Genomic DNA, 21,007 nt, shown 5'->3' with positions numbered 1-21,007 from the left:
ACTCAACTAGTAAAGAAAGAAATTTTTAAAAAGATAAGTTATTTAGTAGTACTCTATTACATTTCACATAAACATTAAATAAAGTATATAATACACACATTAAAAGCAAGTTTTATCAGATTGCATAACACAAGATTATAACATATACATTTTTCACATTATTAAAATAAAGAGCTAACTATGAATACATCAACTAAAACAACCTTTACTTTAATGTAAATTAAGTAACAATAAAAAAAGATAATACAAAGCACTAGATATAAAAAGACAAATACTACACATACCTAGAAGAAAAAATAATTTTTATAGAATATAATTAAGATACTTAAAACTAGTATCCTTGTCTTGCTTTAAATCTTGGATTTTTTTTATTGATTACATAAATACGTCCCTTCCTGCGTACAACTCTGCAATCTTTATCCCTTATCTTTGCAGATTTAAGTGATCCAATAACTTTCATCTTTCTCCTATACCTATATATCAACAATAAAATTGTGCACTACACTTTGGCGGAGAGAGAGGGATTCGAACCCTCGATACGATTTAGTCGTATAACGGTTTAGCAAACCGTCGCCTTCAGCCTCTCGGCCACCTCTCCCGTTAACATTTTACAAAGTTATCTATAAAAATGCAGGGCGTAACGTATTATAAAACTTGCCAAGCAAATTTCAATAAAATTCTAACAATAAATTAACATTCTCAAGTACATCTTATAAATAATTTTAACATTACTAAAATAAAAATTCTGACAATATTGCTGAAGAAAAGTATTATTTATAAATTCTGCACATGTATTATCAGATTTAGATACAGTTATAGTATACTAAATAATGTTCCAGTACCTGTTTTTTCCTACCTTGAAAGCAAAGTTAATAATATTATGTACTAGAGAACGTGTTAATGTTATGTCTATAGTAAAATATTAAAAAAAACACAAAACAAACTGCTTCCTATATACCAAATCAAGAATATATAATACATCAAACATAAGAGTAATATTATTATGACAGGAAACTTTAGCAACAAAGAAAAAGCTTTCATCCAACAAAAAAAATTAGATGAATTCTCTTATACAATTGATGACATAATGACAAAATACCAAATAAAATTCGAAAATAAAATGGAAGATATAACATCTAATTTTTTAATGAATTTTCAACATTCTCTAGAACAAGAGCTAATATCATTAATAAAAAAAATATATTCTAACAACTCTCAAAAACTCAATAAATATCTTATTGAACAGTTATTAAACCCTAGTAGTTTACAAAGTTTAAATCAACAGGAAAAAGATATTATTGCTAAAATATTTAACAAAATTTCTTTCAGTATACTAGAAAATTTAGTTTTTTAATAAAATCTCAACAACAAAAAAAAGCGGTCTATATAACAATGGAGTCACATGCTAGAAAGTTCTATGTTGTGTATTACACGCAAAACTGTACCAACATCTCTACCTATTACATTATCAGAAGTAAAATCTTTCCTACGTATTAACAACAATCAGGATGACACATTAATTAACAACCTAATCACTATGGCATCTGAATATGCACAATGGTATATAGAAAAATCGTTAATGAAACAAACATGGGAAATTTCCTGTAGTGGATATATACCTGGGAAAATACAACTTCTATTTAATCCAATAATAAAAGTCAACCATGTAAAAATAACACACACAAATGGAACAGAAGAACTGATAAATCAAAAATATTATTACGTTGATACAATACAATCATATATTTCATTTAATAAACAAACTCATGGTAACAAAATAGAAATTGTATATGAAGCAGGTTATACAGACAATACATCAATACCAGCACAAATTAAACATGGTATACTGCATCACGTTGCCATATCATATAAAAATAGAGAATCAGAAAACATTAACAACCTAACCTTCATAAAAAACATATACTCCCCTTTTCGTGAACTAAAGTTAGTTTTATGACAGAAATAATAATTCTCAACTCAATTATAAAATTACTAAAATCAAATAATCATCTCATGAGTATTGTAAGTAACATATATGACATTATACCTAATAAAGTATCACTACCATATGTACACATATACATAAGTAACTTAAAGACACTCAATGCATTTAATAATAATATGTCAAAAATACAACTATCATGTAAAATCTACTGCTACCACTTTGGTACACTAAATAAAACACTAACTATAATTACTAATTTACTAGCACATTACAAATCTAATACAAATGATCTTAAGTATAAGATTATCCCAGAATACACGCACAACATACATCAGAATAACGATATTATATATGCATTATTAAATTTTACCATCTTAGCAGAAAAAACACATGTCAATACAATTACAAATTAAGGATTATAATAATTCTTTTTTTTCCTTAAATAATATAAAAAGCTTACGAATTAGTTTACATAATAAAAACGAGTATATTAAAAATATTCACTTATTAGGATGGAAAAGTGCTTTAGAAAATTCAGGCAACAAATACGTAATTTTTAAAATACAAGGTATTGTAGATTACTCACCTGCAAATCAGCTTTTACAACAATTTTCTTTTAATAACAACACTATTGAATTAAAAATAATTATCAATGAAAAAGAAACAATATCCGCAAAATGCACTATTGAACTTTATGAAAGATACTATGAATCAAGTAATTTTGACAATTTCAATACAGTTTTAGTAAGCTCTGAAAAAGTAATTTTTAATAATTATTAATACAATTAATTTATATTTTAATATATTAATATGTATTAAAATAGTTACAGTGTTACAACAACAACAAATATACAAGATAATAGATAGTTGTAATAACTATCATAAACTTTGTAAGATCAATAAAGAAATTATTGCTTTACTAAAGATAGCACAAGATGAATCTTTACTAAATGCTTTTTCTGAAGTTAAACATGAAGCACCAAAAGAAGAAGAAAAAATAGAGAAACAAGAGCTTGAAATTGAACAAGAAAATAATGCATTAATATTAGAAAATGATGACAACAATAAAGACACAGAAGAGATTAAAAATCAGATAAAATTAAAACTTAACATTCTTATGTCAGTAATTGCACACAAGATGGATCCTGTACAACGAGCAGGAGAAACTGTTCAATCAAACAAAAAAGATTCAAAAAGATTTGGTAGATCAGCAGCAAAAGATCTATCAATGGTAACAACAGCATTATTTAAAATGATTTTAAATCAAATAAAACTTATATTAGAAGTAGCAATTACAAATGAGAAATCTGAAAATCAACAACTTGATTTCCAAAAAGAGATTCATATAAACCCAGAACAACAATCACATTTACCTAATTTAATATCCCAAGAAGATAATCAACAAAGCAGAAGTAGATAAAACGAATCAACATTATATAATTACTAATATAATTAAAATACTTAAAGATAATATAAAAATAAAAATGTGACATCTGAATTAATAAAAGATTTATATGAATATATTAATATTTATGATGCATCTAATGTATCAATATAAAACATGCTTCTTCCACATAAATTAAAAGTTAAAGCAATATACCATCATATTGATAGATCAGAGAATATCAAAGAATTATTATATGCATATAAAAAATTAATTAAAATAAAAAAATATTTATATAAAACAAAAAAAATATCTAAAAAGATTAACACAATAAGCATTAAAAAAAAATTATGTAAAGAACATAAAAAAAATAATTTATCAACCCATATAAAAAAGGAAATAAAAAAAGAAATAAGAACTTTATTAATGTCAACCATAGCTCATGAAATGGATCCAGTACAACGACCTGGACAAACTGTGGATTCAAACATGAGAGGAGCAAGAAAATTTGGTAGAAGTCATAAAGTAAAAAAAAAAATAGAAATAAACGTAAATCAAAAAGTACATTTTTAAAATTACTTAATTTTCTATTTAATCTTATAGTACCAATGCCTTCATGTGTATTAAGTGCTGACCTAATTATCAAAAACTGCATAATAAAAAATTCACAATACATAATACACAAAAAAAATTACAGAAATTCAAAAGACAACAACAATAAACCAAGCAGAAAAATTACTGATAAAGCATTTCAACACATATCAATACGATAACATACTGATAAGTATGATTTATAGCATATTAATTAAACATCAAACAATACAACTAAAATAATAAACTACAAGCAGTATTACTCAGTACACAACATCTATAATAACGAAAATATATATCAAAATAACTATATTATTGACAAAAAATGTCTTATAATTTCTTAGACTTTCTAAAATTATGCTTTAAAACAGTATCACCAAATAACAAAATAATAAATAACTGGCATATCAAAATCATAGCAGACAGATTAGAAGCCACACTCAATGGAAAAATTAATCGATTAATAATTAATATGCCTCCAAGATTTATTAAATCTATATGCGTTAGTATAGCATGGCCATCCTGGATACTTGGCTTAAATCCTCAAACTAGAATTATAGTTGCAAGTTACTCTCAAGTACTGAGTGAAAAATTATCTTTAGATAACAGATATATACTACAATCTGAATGGTACAAAAAATTATTTCCACATGTAATATTATCAAAAGATCAAAACACTAAACAAAAATTTCAAACAATACAACGAGGTTATAGATTTGCAACATCAGTAGGAGGAAGTATTACAGGAGAAGGTGGAGATATTCTAATTATAGACGATCCAATGAACCCTATGCAAGCATTAAGCAAAACTTATAGACAACGTGTATGTCATTGGTTTGAACAATCATTTATGACTAGATTAAATGACAGAAAAAATAGCATTGTTATAATAGTAATGCACAGATTACACCATGATGATCTCACTGGATATTTACTATCAAAAAAACTCTATAATAAATGGCATTTACTATCGTTACCACTGATAGCAGAACAGAATAATACTTTCTATTCTATTACTTCACCATGGAAATTTAAACGTGGTAAAAAAACAAGAAACATTTTACATACAAGAAAAGAAGGAGACCTTTTATATAAAAAATACGGGAAAAAATACATTGAAGAATTAAAATCAGAACTTGGATCATATGCATTTGCAGCTCAATATCAACAAAATCCTATTCATTTATCAAATGGAATAATAAAATATGTATGGCTTCAAAGATATAATTCATATAACCATCATGAAGATACTAATATAACTCAAAGCTGGGATACAGCATCTTCTTCAAGTAAGACAAGCAATTATAGTGTATGCACAACATGGTCTTATAAAAACAATTGTTTTTTCTTATTAGAAGTATACAAAGCAAAACTAGAGTATAAATCATTAAAACAAGAAATTATCAATTTAGCAAATCATTGGAAACCAAACGCAATACTTATAGAAAAAAAAGCAAGCGGATTACAAATAGTTCAAGAATTAACCGACAATTGCACAATACCAATAATAGGTATTGTTCCAACAACCGACAAAGTAACTAGATTTTACAATATTATACCAATATTTGAATCAAGAAAAGTATTCTTACCAAATGATGCATCATGGCTTAGTAATTTCGAACAAGAATTACTATCATTTCCAAACACACAAAATGACGATCAGATTGATAGTATCACACAATACTTACACTGGGTTCAGAATAATATTACAAATACTTTCAACATAAGAGAAATATAGCAATGTATATCATTAATCTTGAGCACTATATTCCAAAATAACACAATTAATAAAAAATTAATTCATGAACTATATCAATTCTACAAGATATAAAAACTCCGAATGAAATAGAAGTAACGACACTTTTATTAAAAATAACCTCACAATTTTAAACATGACCTTACCGCAATACAAACATTGAACATAATAAGTTACTACCATTTTTTCTATATAACAAATTTAGCAATTTTGAACACTATTCAACAAAACAACTAAATCAACATCAAATTAATTCATAAACAATATTTGTACTACAATATGTAAATACTCTAAATACAATAGAGGCCATTATCACTGATGACAAATTAGTAATCTTCAATAATATTATAAATCATACAATACTACTATCATATTGATAGCAACAACATCTATTAATCACAATTTCACAAATACTTGAAAACGTCAAAAAAGTAACAATCATTGCTACACACTGCATAACAATAAGACGAATCATACATAGAGTATGTGCTAATATAAGATAACAATAATATTAGAATTTAAAATATTACTTTATATATTAGTCTTAAGTATCTTATATATTGATGTTATTAACTGAGTAAGTTCATTAGAATTAATTATAAAAGGTGGCATAACATATATTACATTATTAAGAGGACGTATCCATATATTTAATTCAACTCCTTTACTTATAATATCATTTTTATTAATTAATCCATCTTTTAATTCTATTACTCCAGTTGCACCTTTTACTCTAATATCACTCACATAATCTAACTGTTTAAACACTTCTAATTCTAACTTCAACTGATTTTCAATTAAGCTAATACTTTTTATCAAATCTTGACTTTCAAAAATATCAAGAGATGCATTTGCTGCAGCACAAGCCAATGCATTTGCCATAAAAGTTGGGCCATGCATAAAAGCATCCTCTATATTATCTGACAAAAATGCATCATATATCTCCTGTGTAGTTAAAGTTGCAGCTAATGTACAAAATCCACCTGTTAATGCCTTTCCAATAACCATAATATCTGGAACAATATTAGCTTGATCACATCCAAACATAGTACCAGTTCTACCAAAACCTGTAGCTACTTCATCCGCTATAAACAATATATTGTTAGCTTTTGCAATATCATAAATTTTTTTTAATATATTTGCAGAATGAATTAACATACCACCTGCTGCTTGCAACAGAGGTTCTAAAATCACAGCAGCAACTTGATCTCTTACAGAACATATTGTGTTTGCAAAATTCTTTACCTCATCTTCAGTACTTGGTAAAGGCAAAATAAATTGTGAAGGGTGGTATTTTTTGAACTTAGTAGTACCATGAATTTTAGTAGGATCAGATACTGACATACATCCCATTGTATCACCATGATACCCATTAATAAAAGATACAAAACTACACTTATTCTGATTGCCTAAATTTTGATGATATTGCACTGCCATCTTCATAGCAACTTCAACAGCAGTTGACCCAGAATCAGAAAAGAAAACTTTTTTTTGCTTAGGAGAAATTGCCACAAGTCTAGATGCTAAAACATAGCTCTGTTCATGTGCTAATCCAGAAAACATTACATGAGACAATTTAGCAACTTGATCTTGAACTTTTTGAACAATATGTGGATGAGAATATCCGTGACATACACTCCACCAACTAGATATACCATCAAGTAACCTTTTACCATCTTCCAATATTATATAACATCCAGCAGCAGATTTAACCTTTAATGGCAAAGGTGAATTTTTCATCTGTGCATAAGGCATCCAAATATTTTGATACCCTTTATTAAACCATTCACAATTATCAATATACATACTCACTTAATAGCACTTATTAATCATATACAAAAAAAATACGACAATACATACTTTTAGCAAGTAAAAACATATATGTCTAACAGAAATAATAAAATCATTCAATATGAAACTTCATTACTCATAACTAATAAAAAGTAACAACATAATTCCATATTCACATCACTTACACATTAAGCAATAATACTTTCACTTAAAAAATTAATACTAATTCTTAACTAATTCTCATTATTTTTAGATACACACAAACGCTTACTTCAACACAAAAAGTTACTGAAAAATCACATACAAGACAATAACTTGAGGTACATATTACATAAGACTAATATCTATTTTACATAGCACTCTAAATCAACTAACTCTTCCTATTTAAATGTAGTTTTGAACACTATTTATAAATACAAGCTACTAAAAAGTAACATAAATACTAGTGAATATATATCACATAAAAACTCATAGAAAATATTTAACAATTTTTACTGATCACTCAAACACATCAAAGAAGTATTACCACCTAAAGCTGTAGTGTTAATGGTAACTACTTTTTCTGTAAGGAATCTATGTAAATAATATGGACCACCTGCTTTAGGACCAGTACCAGATAATCCTTGCCCACCAAATGGTTGTACACCTACTACAGCACCAACCTGATTTCTATTAACGTAAACATTACCAACATTTATATTATCAATAATATTATCAACATTGCTTTGTACTCTACTCTGTACAGCAAATGTTAAACCATATCCTGTATCGTTAATTTCACTCAAAACTTTATGTAAATCTCCTTTTTTATAACGTATTATATGTAATATTGGACCAAACACTTCCCTTTTCAACTGAGATATACTTTGTATTTCATATACACATGGAGCAAAGAAATAACCTTTTTGACACTCCTCTCCTAATTTCACTTGACATAACAATTTACCTTCCTGTGACATTCTATCTGCGTGAGCTATCAACATCTCTTGTGATGCTTTATCTATTACAGGTCCTATATCTGTTTTTAATAACATAGGATCTCCTATAACCAAATCTTCCATAGCACCACAAATCATTTCAATTTGTTTATCTGCTACTTCTTCTTGCACAAATAATACTCTTAATGCTGAACATCTTTGCCCAGCACTTTTAAATGCTGATGTGATAACATCATCTGTAACTTGTTCTATTAATGCAGAAGTATCTGTTATCATAGTATTTAAACCACCTGTTTCAGCTATAAATGGAATAATACCACCTTCTTTTTCTGCAATAAATTGATTAATTACTCTAGCAGTCTCTGTCGAACCAGTAAATGCCACACCACCTATTTTGTCATTCTTTAATAATACTTCTCCTAACTCTTTACCATCACCTAATAATAAATGTAGCGCTTCCTTCGGTACACCAGCATCATACAACAACTTCACTGCTTCATATGCAATTATAGAAGTTTGTTCAGCAGGTTTTGCAATTACTGTATTCCCTGTAACCAACGCAGCAGCAATAGGACCAATAAATATTGCTAGCGGGAAATTCCAAGGAGATATACATACAAATACTCCTCTACTTCTAAAATAAAGATAATTATCTTCCCCTACAGGACCAGGTAATTTTTTAGATTGTTCTAACTCTTGTCTTCCAAGAACTGCGTAATAACGCAAAAAGTCAACAGTTTCCCTTATTTCAGCAATAGCATCAGAAATAACCTTACCACCTTCTCTAATGAGCAACATAATCAACTTTGCTTTATTTGCTTCTATTAAATCAGCAGCCTTCTCTAATATAGAAGCACGAGTAGATACTGGAACATTAGACCAGTCTTTAAATGCACCATATGCTATGTCTAAAGCTGATAATGCCTGCGTAGAATTTGCAAATAATGCTTCTCCAACAAGATCTTCAGAGTTATTTGGAGATAATACTTTTATAAAATTACCATCAAATTCCTCTCCATTTATAATTGAAGATGCTTTAAATTTACAATTTTGATAATTTTTCATCTCATCATTAAAATTAGCTAAAGTAACAGAATCAGTAATATCAATACCAGAAGAATTTATCCTTTCAGGACCAAATATATCTTTTGGTAACGGTATATTAGGATGAGGTAAATATTCCAATTCTTTTGCCTTTTCTAATGGATCTTCTATTAATTGCTCCAGTGATACATTACTATCATTTAACTGATTAATAAATGAGCTATTTGCGCCATTTTCTAATAATCTTCTAATCAGGTAAGGTAATAAATCTTGATAACTTCCAACAGGAGCATAAACTCTACATTTAATATTTGCTGCTAACTCCTGTGTTACATATGCATATAAACTAGTTCCCATACCATGTAACCTTTGGAATTCAAATCCTGGATGATCCTTGTTTGCCATTTCTAATATTGCAGCTAATGAGTAAGCATTATGTGTAGCAAAACATGGGTAAAAAGTATTTGGCTTACTTAAAATCTTATTAGCACATGCCAAATATGAAACATCAGTATACACTTTTCTTGTAAATACAGGATAACTACTTAATCCTAATTCTTGAGAATTCTTTATTTCATAATCCCAGTACGCACCTTTCACAAGCCTTACCATCATTTTGTGACAAGACCTTACTGAGATATCTTCTACAAAATCTAATACTGAAAATGCTCTTTTCTGATATGTCTGTATAGCTAATCCTAAACCTTCCCACCCATTTAAACTACTTTCAAAACGCAATTTTTCAAGTATCATTAAAGATATCTCTAGCCTACTCGCTTCTTCCGCATCAACACATACACGAATGTTATATTCCTTTGCTAATCTACATATTTGAAGTAATTTATCTACTATTTTATCTAATACATCATCTATCTGTGAAAACTCATACCTATTATGTAATGCGGATATCTTTACAGATACTTCATCATAATCTACTAACCTGCCTGTATCATGACCAACTTTGGATTTTCCTATACTATCAACTGCTTGCATATATTCATTAAAGTAGCTTTCTGCATCTTTTTTCGTTTTTGCAGCTTCTCCTAATATATCAAATGAATACAACTCACCTTCTCTTCTACTATTAAGTGCTTCAGTTATATTCCTTCCTTTTATAAAATATTTACCTAATGTACACATTGCTTGTTGTATTGCCTTTCTAATTATAGGCTCACCCATTGTTTTCAATAAATTATTTATTGTACCAAACCACTTTGCATTATCATTGCTCTCTTTTAATACTACACCACCTATAAACAAACCCCATGTTGCTGCATTAACAAACATAGACGAGGAACTACCTATGTGATTACTCCACATGCTATTTCCTATCTTATCCTTTATTAAATCATTTATAGTACAATCATCAGGAATTCTTAATAAAGACTCTGCCAAGCACATAAGAGCTATACCTTCTTCATTTGATAAGCCATACTCCTGCATAAACGCATCTATTATGCCTAAATTTTTATCTACCCTTATTTTCTCTATTATTTGTTTTGCAACACTATAAATCCTGATTTTAGAATCTTGTGATATCTCGGTTTTTTCTGTCAAATATCTTGCATAACTATTTTCTTCTGTACGATACAACATTTGCATCCGTTTACGTATTTCATTCGGCGCTTGTAATGCACTTATCATTTCCTATATCTCCCATTAATACCTACACTTGCAACAGCAATATATTTAGTTAACAATCAGAACACTCTAACAAAACAATCAACAAACTGATAGTTAAACATACATAAAAAATCAAACATTTTGTTTATCATAAATATTAACAATATTCTATAAAATTTTATATTTTTAAATGCTACATGAATACCTTAAATGACACTGCCTTGAAAGAATATAAAATCAGTAACACACATAACAAAAAATATATATCATACTTTAAACCCATTACCATAAAAAACAAACATTACTTAATCTCCTTATAATAACAAAACTATAATAAATAAACATATTTTAATTTTAACAATAACTTACGTTATTACATTCTATTTTTTAGAAGTATTTCTAACTTTTAGAAGCATATTTGACTGAATATAATCATTCTGATTTAGTATTTTCGTTAGTATAAACTACATATCTTAATTCATTAATATTCATCTATATAAATTGCGATCAATACTTAAGCTCATCAATAAAAAAATTATAGATATACACATATTTACAGCATAATAATGTTTATTTATCAGATTCAATTAACATACTATCACTGTCACTAAGTATACAATTTTTTCCTTTCATTTTTAAGTAAAGTAACATATCATACTGAAAGCAGTATAAAGAATTAGGTATTCAGTATGTTTAAGCTATTACATAAGAGGTTTTTAATTACTGGTGCATCCGGTGGTCTTGGTCAAGCTATAACAAAAGTTTTATCAAATGCAGGTGCCACACTTTGTATCTCAGGAACCAGAGAGTCTGTATTAGAGAAAATTGCTGAACAATATCCAAATACATATGTTCTACCTTGTGATTTAGCCAATAACGAACAAGTTAATAATTTAGTTGATAACGCTTGTAAAGCTATGTCTGGGATTGATGGAATAGTATGCAATGCTGGTATTACTTTAGATAAATTAACATTACGTACTACCGATGAAGATTGGAATAAAGTTATCAACACAAATTTAACAACGACTTTTAAGTTAAACCGTAATGCATGTCGTGCAATGCTAAAAAACAGTCAAGGAAGAATCATTAACATATCCTCAGTTGTAGCATTCACTGGTAATCCAGGGCAAACAAATTATTCAGCATCTAAAGCTGGTATGATAGCTATGAGTAAATCAATAGCAAGAGAATTTGCAAGCAGAAATATAACTGTAAATTGTATAGCACCAGGTTTTATTAAAACACCAATGACAGATGTGTTATCAGAAGAACAACGCAATAATATTCTAACACATATTCCTATGAACAGAATGGGTACACCAGAAGAAGTAGCTGCAGTAGTTTTATTCTTAGCTAGCGATGAAAGCAGATACATTACAGGTCAGACTTTACATGTAAATGGCGGAATGCTAATGTATTAATATAGTAAAAAAATGTTTTTTTTTAAAAAATCAACCCACAAAACTAAATACTACATAGCATTTTGTGCTAATATAATATATTTTGGAGTATTTTTATTTGCAATCTTTATACAATTAATAAGGTTTCCTTCAAAGCTTAGTACTAAAGATCTATTATTGATAAATGTATTAATGGTGTTATCAGCACGTATTGTTCTGTTTTTATTATCATCTTACGAGCTAACATGCACATATTACAATGATAAACAAAGTTCATTATCGCAATATAAAAAAGCAGCACATATAGCCGAAGTCATTAGCACTATACTTGCAATAACAATACAGGTCATTGCAGTAGCTCATGTAGCAAAAGGTGATTTAGAAATAGTATCAGACAAAAAATCAACAATTCACATTAAAGGAGCTGTAGATTTTGTTTCTATCCTAATAAAGTTACTAATAGCATCACCATTGCTGATATACTTTTACTATAATAGGATGAAAGAAAATCAACATCCAACACAACAAAAAAAAATAAAATATCTATTTTACCTATCTATAACATCACTAGTCATAAGCTATATAGCCTTCATTGGAAAAATTATTAATGTACTAGAACAGACACAATCTTTTTCATTATTTAATACAGAAAACTACAGCAATAATGGGCCTACTAACTTTCCTCTTGGACCAATAATTAGAATATCATGTATCGCAGCCAGTATCATTATATTATCAATAATCTTTGGAATAGAATCATCCATTAGCTCAGTACTTTCAGATACTACAACACACTCTCAATATCAAAGCTTAGAACAATCTGGTGGCTAAGGAGGGACTCGAACCCACGACCAAGAGATTATGATTCTCCCGCTCTACCAACTGAGCTACCCAGCCCCTTAAAGTTAAACTGTATAACATAAGATTTGAATAACTGCAATACAATTATTTAGCATTTATCACCAAAAACTTCTAATATAAATACTTATTGCATTACGATTAATATACAATTTAGGAGTTATTTTATGATATTAAAAAACATTTCCGCAACAAAAAATATATTGTATACTACCACGCTGGTATAAAATCTTATATATAAGAAAGTTTTTATGACAAATATTATTAAAAGAAAGTCTTCTAGTTATACAAAATTTCACCTAATATCAATAGTAATTATTTTATCACTATGGAATATATTCTTCATAATCAAATTAATCTCAAGCATTTCACAGCATACTAAAAATCTCATATTGCCATACACTGCAATATTATCAATATCTTCAATATTACTTTATGGTATTAACATAGCATACAACTTAAGCATAGTAATAAAACACTTGCAAGAAAAAGAAAAATTACCAAAAAAAAGTTTAGCACCTTTTATAGGTATAATTGGAGAAGGAGTAAGTTTATTAGGGATTAATATTATATCAACTATCGGAATATTAATTTTCCCATTTAATAATTATATGCGTATAGCTTCTTCTATATTTAGCATGTTATCCTCAGTGTTTATTATAGAATATGCTTCCATTTTTTTAAACACAAACATTAAACAGTACAAAAAATTAAAAAATGCAAATAAACCTACAAAACATACAGTCTGGTCAATGGCAAATTGGGTTGGAGCATTAATGATATCAATAGCAAATATAAGCTTTATATCTACAAGTTACCTTGTCAAACATGACAGCAGTGATATTTTTAAAATCGTACTATTCTCAGTATATATCTCAATTATAATCTCTTTACTCTTTTTGAAAAATGCACAAGAAAAAGATACTTTAACATCATCAATAACAGAAATAAAACCTACACAACTTAATGAAAAAGTAGAACAACAATACCTATTACAAACTTGAAATGTACAAATTACATATGTAAATACACTTTATAAATTTCACACAATAAATTTATTATTACACACAAATCACTAATGAGAAGTATACCAATCAATATACTCAATTATACTTACAATTTAATGCTATACATAGCTTAAGTAGAATAGAAGATATACTCAATAAAGAATAACACAAGATAATAGCTATCTCCACAACCTGCGTAATAATAGTAAATTACTTATAATAAAACAACACTTGTATACGCATATTTTATAACCTTATCAACTAAGTTCATAAATGACAACTAAATATACAAAAAAGTATCTGCAAATCAAATACTTAAATTTAATTATTAGCACTCAAGTGTACATATAACTGGAGCATGATCAGAAGGTGTATCTAGCCCTCTGAGTTCATCATGAATAACACAAGATAATAGCTTATCTACAGCTTGTGGTGATAATAGTAAATTATCTATCCTTAAACCTTTATTTTCTTGCCACGCACCAGCTTTATAATTCCACCAAGTAAATTTCTGATCATGCTCATTCAATATACGAAAAGCATCTGTAAACCCAAGATTTAAAATAGAACGAAACTTTTCCCTCTCATATTGATGAAAACATAATCTACCATCCATAATTTCAGTAGAATACACATCTATAGGGTAAGGTGCTACATTATAATCACCACCTAATATTAAAACCTCCTCCCTATTTAGTAAAAAAAGTGCACGATCTATCAATTGATCAAAAAATCCAAGCTTATACTGAAAAGCATCAGAATCAACACTTTGACCATTAGGAACATATATACTCGCAACACGCACTTTAACTTCATTATATAAAACCACACATTCTAAATAACGAGATTCCTGATAATTATAAATAAAATTTTCTGAGCTTAACTCATAACATAAACTAGATTTATCATTAGATGAAAAGATACTTGTAATCAATTGCCCAACTATAGGGTACTTTGTTATTACAGCCACACCATTTCTAGCTTTCTGACCATTCACATAACACTTATACCCTAAAGATTCTAAATCAAAAAAAGGAAACTGATCATGTGTACATTTTATTTCTTGCAATAATGCTACATCAACATCATATTTGACTAACCAACGACATAAATGATCCAACCTTTTTCTAATAGAATTAACATTCCATGTAGCTACCTTTAAAATCATTGTAATAAAAAAACCACTACTATCAAGTCAAATATTTGCCATTAATGTCAACAAATCTATGAGTTAAGTCACAAGTCCATACAGTTGTATCAAAACTACCTGTATTGATATCAACTTCAATATAAATATTTTGATTATTTTTTACATATTCATTGACAGAATTTCTATCATAAGTAGCACTAATTTCACCATCTACCAGTATAATACTATCACCTATTTTTAATGAAACTTCATTTTTATTAAATGGTTCACCAGCTTTACCTATAGCCATCATGATCCTACCCCAGTTAGCATCTCCACCTGCCATAGCAGTTTTTACAAGCAAAGAATTTGCAACTGAAAACCCTATTTTTCTAGCAGAACTTAATGACGCAGCATTTCTAATATTAATTGTAATAAATTTTGTTAACCCTTCTCCATCTTTTACAATAAAATGCGCAAGATCTAATAGAATATCCTTTAAAGCAGCCTTAAAATCATTAAGATCTTGATCATCAACAGAACAAATCTGCTTATGCTGAGCAAGATTAGTAGCAAATAGCAGCACTGAATCACTAGTAGATGTATCACCATCAACAGTAATACTATTAAAAGATATATCAACGTATTCTTTTAGTAATTTTTGCAGTACATCTGACTTGATATTAGCATCAGTAAAAATATATGCTAACATTGTTGCCATATTTGGTGCAACCATGCCTGAACCTTTACATATACCATTAATAGTAACTTTCTTACCACAAATTGAAACCTCTTTTGTCGCCATCTTAATAAAAGTATCAGTTGTAGTAATACTATCAGCAGCAGCATCCCAAGAATTTTCAGCACTACTCCAATCAGGATTCAGTATAATAGAAGTAATCTTATCAACAGGCAAAGGAACACCTATAACACCTGTAGAACAGAAATATACTTCCTCAGTAGCACAGCCAAACCTTTCCGCACATAACCTTGTAACCTCTTCAACGGCTTTATACCCACCAGTACCCACTGCAACATTAGAATTACCAGAATTAACAACTAAAACCTTCGCTTTACCATGAGGAAGTATTTTCCTACAATGTTCAACATTGCTACTAGACGTATAAGAAGTTGTAAAAACTCCTGCAACACTAGTGTTATCTGGCATTTTAACTATTAAAAGATCAAGTTTATCTGAAAATCCAACTATTTTTTTAATACCAGCAGCAAAAGAGTATAACTCTACACCATCAATATCAGGCATAACTGGAAAATCAGTAGGAGCAAGAGGAGAAAGTAAGAATCTAGGATGATCTGAAAATTTCTGACCCATTTTATATTACCAAACTAATTAAATAATACTCTTCAAGTTATATAAAGTATGGTTATATAATGCAAGATAAGTTATTAAAAAAAAACCAAATTTTAAGATAACCATACTAATTCAATACTAAAAATAAAAAAGCATTACCATAAATTTACTTCATACACACAATCTACTGTGATTATCTAATTCTACAAACCACATGAAAATCAAGTACCAATATCACTAATGAATATAGCTCAATTTATAACATCATCTTAAAGCTAGCAAATACAGCATGAGAACTCAATTGAAAGTCCTGAAAATGATATATAACAGAATTTCCATCTTCATCATAAATCTTATCTGTATCATATTTCCAATAATTTTTCAAACAGTTATATCCTACACATAAAGTCACTTTTTTATTATAAGCATAACATAATCCAACTTCATTTTGCATGCTCATACCATAATGAGTTGCAGCATTACTCCTAAATCCTTGATAATTGAATAAACCACCAATACCAACTCCATAACTTAAGTATGCTGTTAATTTATCATTAATAATGTAATCATATCCAAAATTAATAAGCGCAGTAACACTATTTATCCCAAATATACTTTCCATGTTCGATACATATACTTTCTTCCCAATAATTCTTTGTAATATATCAATCAAATCCATTTTTTCAAAATCTACTAATTCTTGTATTGCAGGTTTGATATGTGCATATCTTACTCCAAATTCATAGAAAAAATTATTTTTCAATTTATATCCAATAGCAGTATTAATATCTATGTTAAGTCGTTCATAATTTATATATTTTGATTTCAAGCTATCAGAATAATTTACACCAAAATTATACTCTCCCTTTATATAAAAAGGAACAGCTTCAGCATCAAAAGCAACTATAGCAACTATAGCAACTACAAAATACACAATGAAATATTTAAGACTTTTCATAAAAGAGTAAATATATTAACCATATATTCGATATATATTATTCATTTATAATAAAGTCAATATAGAAATTATTAGATAAATAACAACAAACCTATAGCAACCTTACTACTGTGCAAATACTTGCATCACTCATTACTTTTACTATATGCAATTTACACAATATATATAGATAATCAATAAGATAAAGAGCTTACTTCAATAATATAATTAATAAGAGTAATTGTGATAATAAACTAACAATACACTACAACAATAAATTTTATAAAAAAAAACAGAAATAAGGGAAATTTCAATATGTTATCTATAATACTCAAACATGAATATTAATATTAGAAAATAAACTCTAATCCAAATATCAGACCATAAGATCCTAAAATCTTACAATTCTTAAAAACAACATTATCTTTTTTAGACTTTGTATAACCAAAAAAATACTTATACCCACCATATATTGCAACATTATATAATATATATTTTAGCCCAATTACATTTTGTAACATAAAATTGCTTTTAATATTTGAAGATTCACTCTTTTTTGATAACTTATCAACAATAAGACCATAGGCATCAATACCTGATCCAAAATAAAATGCAAGGTCCCTTATACTAAAAAAGTTACCCATGTCATAGTACAAATTAAAGAAAACCTTATACTTATTATCATTCCAATATACAATTTCCTTTTTTAATGATTCCTCCACATTTTCAGTAACCATTTCTCTTTTAGCTATGTATACAAATTCCAGATCAGTTCTAAAATTATTTAATGATGCACTAGGACATATATAACCTAACTTTAACCCTATGTTATAACCAATTATATCATCTACATGTAAATCAAAATCTAAATACTTATCTGCAACCTTAAGTTCAAGTGCTTTTTTATCATATCCATAAGATCCACCAATATAAAAATTACGGACATGACTACTAACTGCATCCTTTGCAAACACCACATTTGAATTAATAAACAACAAAAGTATAATCTCCAAATATAAAAAGATTCTCATGAATGCACTATATTTTTATCAATAATTTGTATAATACAAACCATTATGTATATTGTCATTTAATAAAGTATTTTCATACCCATCCTAGAAATTAAGTTGCCATTCCAACAAAAATATAATAAAATTACAAGTTTTTTAATATACCCATTATATCTATGAAAAAAATAGTATTAGCTTACTCAGGAGGGTTAGATACCTCAGTAATATTAAAATGGCTCCAAGAAAACTACAATTGTGAAGTAGTAGTATTTACTGCAGATTTAGGTCAAGATGACGATATGTCAATTATTAGACAAAAGGCAGCTGCATTAAACGTAAAAGAAATTTTCATAGAAGATTTAAAAGAAGAATTTGTAAAAGATTTTGTCTTTCCTATGTTTAGAGCAAATACAGTATATGAAGGGTACTATTTGCTTGGAACATCCATAGCAAGACCATTAATAGCTAAACGACAAATTGAAATAGCAAAACTTACAGGAGCAGATACAGTAGCACACGGAGCAACTGGAAAAGGAAATGACCAAATCAGATTCGAGTTTGGCTACTATTGTTGTAATCCAAACATAAAAGTAATAGCACCTTGGCGTCAGTGGGAATTAACTTCAAGAAATAGTTTAATAGAATACGCAAAAAAACATGGAATTAATGTACCTTTAGATAAATCTAGTGAGCCACCATATTCCATAGATGCAAATTTATTACACACTTCATATGAAGGAAAATCTTTAGAAGATCCATATGTTGAACCTGATTATACAATACTTTCAAAATCAGTAACTCCAGAATTGGCTAGTGATACTCCAGAATACATAGAAATTTCCTTTGAAAAAGGAGACCCATGTGCGATAAACAATATATCTCTTTCACCTGCAAATCTATTAAAGCAATTGAATACAATAGGTGGCAAACATGGCATAGGGATCATTGATATAGTAGAGAATAGATATGTAGGTATAAAATCACGAGGAATATATGAAACTCCTGGAGGTACAATACTTTTACATGCACATCGTGCTATAGAAAGTATAACATTAGATAGAGAAGCAGCGCATCTCAAAGATGAGATAATGCCAAAATACGCTAAATTAATATACAACGGCTACTGGTGGACTACTGAGAGAAAAATGTTACAAGCATTAATTGACAAGTCACAAGAAAAAGTTAATGGAGTTGTACGTTTAAAATTATATAAAGGGTCTGTTATAGTTGTAGGACGAAAGTCTGAAAACAGTTTATATTCACATAACCTTGCAAGTTTTGATTTATCAGAAGATTATCACCATACAGATGCAGAAGGGTTCATTAAGATAAATTCTCTAAGGCTAAGGAATTGTTAACTTTACACTTCCTTAAATAACAATCTTTATAATATTATATGAGGGTTTTATTACAGTTTGATGAGTAAATTATCAGAGTGAATGTTATCTTTACTTAATGCTGTGTTGCAGTACTTCACATCTCATTATACACATTCTGCTACTTATACAGCATAAACGCAACGAATACTATTATAACAATAGCAAGAGTAGACAACACTACACTGATTATACTAATATTAATCAAATAGATAAATTATCATGAGAAAAATAGCACCAGCTTATAGTGTAAGACTTAGTAAAACCTAATTAATGATATAATCTAATAAAGAAGAGTTCTACAGAATACTACTTAAACTAGATTAGACATAACAAAGCTTATTAGGTTAATACCAAAAAAACTTTCATTTACCTTACACTTCTTACCACCATAACAAGATATTTACAATATCAATAGCACACTACTATTTTTCTCAATTTAAATCTACTATTACTAACACATTTATATAAGCCAATCAGTATTACACAATATTAAATTAATAATTCTAAGGTAACAATATCAATATTAATCAGTACTATAACTATCAAATAAATAATTTTACATTGCTTAACACTATCATTAATATAAACAACATTTATTTACTTCAAACATACGCTGAAAAAACACTACTGTTAAACACTATTCATTATACGTAACAATTTTTATTACATATTTAATAAGGTACTACCATTCAAGACATAATAGATCTTAAATTTTTACTACTATAAATAATACCCTCACATTAAGCAATATTATATCTATCAATAAATGACTTATACAGATTATTGACATTATTACAAGATTCACATCACATATTGAATTGACACCATATATAACATTAACACAATCTAATACAAAATATCTCCATTTTATGGTTTTACAATAATAATATATTAATATAA

The 21,007-nt window shown here is 28.1% G+C and carries 17 protein-coding genes and 2 tRNA genes; 10 read left to right on the top strand and 9 right to left on the bottom strand.

All coding sequences use genetic code 11. From position 1 onward, the window contains the following. Positions 1-331 precede the first annotated feature (331 nt). A complete protein-coding gene (gene ykgO, locus DRF75_RS02380) occupies positions 332-460 on the bottom strand; it encodes a type B 50S ribosomal protein L36 (RefSeq protein ID WP_011155077.1) in 129 nt (42 codons plus the stop codon). A gap of 47 nt (positions 461-507) precedes the next feature. Next, a tRNA-Ser gene (locus DRF75_RS02375) sits at positions 508-598 on the bottom strand. 405 nt (positions 599-1,003) lie between these two features. Between DRF75_RS02375 and DRF75_RS02370 the strand changes: the two genes are divergently transcribed. The 6 genes from DRF75_RS02370 (at position 1,004) to terL (ending at position 5,658) form a co-directional block, all read left to right on the top strand. Beyond that, a complete protein-coding gene (locus DRF75_RS02370; protein ID WP_129992596.1) occupies positions 1,004-1,354 on the top strand; it encodes an ECH_0659 family protein in 351 nt (116 codons plus the stop codon). 48 nt (positions 1,355-1,402) lie between these two features. After that, positions 1,403-1,957: a head-tail connector protein gene (locus DRF75_RS02365; RefSeq protein ID WP_045171507.1), complete on the top strand. Its 555-nt coding sequence runs from the start codon at positions 1,403-1,405 to the stop codon at positions 1,955-1,957. 378 nt (positions 1,958-2,335) lie between these two features. Continuing rightward, entirely contained in the window at positions 2,336-2,725 is a 390-nt protein-coding gene (locus DRF75_RS02355; protein WP_045171505.1) for a phage tail tube protein, read from the top strand. A 49-nt stretch (positions 2,726-2,774) separates the two neighbouring features. Further along, positions 2,775-3,365 carry a hypothetical protein gene (locus DRF75_RS02350; RefSeq protein ID WP_045171504.1) on the top strand — a complete coding sequence of 197 codons (591 nt, stop codon included), beginning with the start codon at positions 2,775-2,777 and terminating at the stop codon, positions 3,363-3,365. A gap of 141 nt (positions 3,366-3,506) precedes the next feature. Next, positions 3,507-3,902: a hypothetical protein gene (locus tag DRF75_RS02345; protein ID WP_235424738.1), complete on the top strand. Its 396-nt coding sequence runs from the start codon at positions 3,507-3,509 to the stop codon at positions 3,900-3,902. Positions 3,903-4,245: 343 nt separating this feature from the next. Beyond that, positions 4,246-5,658, top strand: a complete 1,413-nt coding sequence (gene terL, locus DRF75_RS02340; protein WP_045171502.1) for a phage terminase large subunit — start codon at positions 4,246-4,248, stop codon at positions 5,656-5,658. 549 nt (positions 5,659-6,207) lie between these two features. Here the strand turns inward: terL and DRF75_RS02335 are convergent. Both DRF75_RS02335 and putA read right to left on the bottom strand, forming a co-directional pair. Continuing rightward, positions 6,208-7,482 (bottom strand): adenosylmethionine--8-amino-7-oxononanoate transaminase, encoded by a 1,275-nt coding sequence (locus tag DRF75_RS02335; RefSeq protein ID WP_129992599.1) that lies wholly within the window; start codon positions 7,480-7,482, stop codon positions 6,208-6,210. A 476-nt stretch (positions 7,483-7,958) separates the two neighbouring features. Further along, positions 7,959-11,093: a bifunctional proline dehydrogenase/L-glutamate gamma-semialdehyde dehydrogenase PutA gene (gene putA, locus DRF75_RS02330; protein ID WP_129992595.1), complete on the bottom strand. Its 3,135-nt coding sequence runs from the start codon at positions 11,091-11,093 to the stop codon at positions 7,959-7,961. A 668-nt stretch (positions 11,094-11,761) separates the two neighbouring features. On the opposite strand from putA, the gene fabG reads away from it, so the two are divergent. Together fabG and DRF75_RS02320 are read left to right on the top strand one after the other, a co-directional pair. Continuing rightward, positions 11,762-12,496, top strand: coding sequence for a 3-oxoacyl-[acyl-carrier-protein] reductase (gene fabG / locus DRF75_RS02325; protein WP_129992594.1), 735 nt, complete (start codon positions 11,762-11,764; stop codon positions 12,494-12,496). Between the two features lie 12 nt (positions 12,497-12,508). Beyond that, positions 12,509-13,306, top strand: coding sequence for a hypothetical protein (locus DRF75_RS02320; RefSeq protein WP_129992593.1), 798 nt, complete (start codon positions 12,509-12,511; stop codon positions 13,304-13,306). On the opposite strand, the gene DRF75_RS02315 is transcribed toward DRF75_RS02320, so the two are convergent. Further along, positions 13,297-13,372, bottom strand: a tRNA-Met gene (locus tag DRF75_RS02315). The two genes, DRF75_RS02320 and DRF75_RS02315, sit on opposite strands and share 10 nt — an antisense overlap. Before the next feature lie 212 nt (positions 13,373-13,584). Here DRF75_RS02315 and DRF75_RS02310 point away from each other — a divergent pair. Beyond that, on the top strand, positions 13,585-14,337 hold the full coding sequence (locus DRF75_RS02310) for a hypothetical protein (protein ID WP_240729881.1): 753 nt from the start codon (positions 13,585-13,587) through the stop codon (positions 14,335-14,337). Positions 14,338-14,668: 331 nt separating this feature from the next. Here the strand turns inward: DRF75_RS02310 and xth are convergent, their stop codons facing one another. The 4 genes from xth to DRF75_RS02290 form a co-directional block, all read right to left on the bottom strand. Then, a complete protein-coding gene (xth, locus tag DRF75_RS02305; RefSeq protein ID WP_129992592.1) occupies positions 14,669-15,508 on the bottom strand; it encodes an exodeoxyribonuclease III in 840 nt (279 codons plus the stop codon). A 22-nt stretch (positions 15,509-15,530) separates the two neighbouring features. After that, positions 15,531-16,802: a bifunctional glutamate N-acetyltransferase/amino-acid acetyltransferase ArgJ gene (argJ, locus tag DRF75_RS02300; protein ID WP_129992591.1), complete on the bottom strand. Its 1,272-nt coding sequence runs from the start codon at positions 16,800-16,802 to the stop codon at positions 15,531-15,533. A gap of 235 nt (positions 16,803-17,037) precedes the next feature. After that, positions 17,038-17,739 carry a hypothetical protein gene (locus tag DRF75_RS02295; RefSeq protein ID WP_045171496.1) on the bottom strand — a complete coding sequence of 234 codons (702 nt, stop codon included), beginning with the start codon at positions 17,737-17,739 and terminating at the stop codon, positions 17,038-17,040. A 329-nt stretch (positions 17,740-18,068) separates the two neighbouring features. Beyond that, the gene (locus DRF75_RS02290; RefSeq protein ID WP_129992590.1) at positions 18,069-18,749 is read right to left on the bottom strand and encodes a hypothetical protein; all 681 of its coding nucleotides are present in this window, start codon (positions 18,747-18,749) and stop codon (positions 18,069-18,071) included. A gap of 155 nt (positions 18,750-18,904) precedes the next feature. Here DRF75_RS02290 and DRF75_RS02285 point away from each other — a divergent pair, with 155 nt between their 5' ends. Further along, a complete protein-coding gene (locus tag DRF75_RS02285; protein ID WP_045171494.1) occupies positions 18,905-20,086 on the top strand; it encodes an argininosuccinate synthase in 1,182 nt (393 codons plus the stop codon). Positions 20,087-21,007 lie beyond the last annotated feature (921 nt).

The sequence above is a fragment of the Ehrlichia minasensis genome (assembly GCF_004181775.1).
Lineage (GTDB): Bacteria > Pseudomonadota > Alphaproteobacteria > Rickettsiales > Anaplasmataceae > Ehrlichia > Ehrlichia minasensis.
Note: the sequence above shows the minus strand (reverse complement) of the source record. Positions and strands in the feature narration are given on the sequence as shown.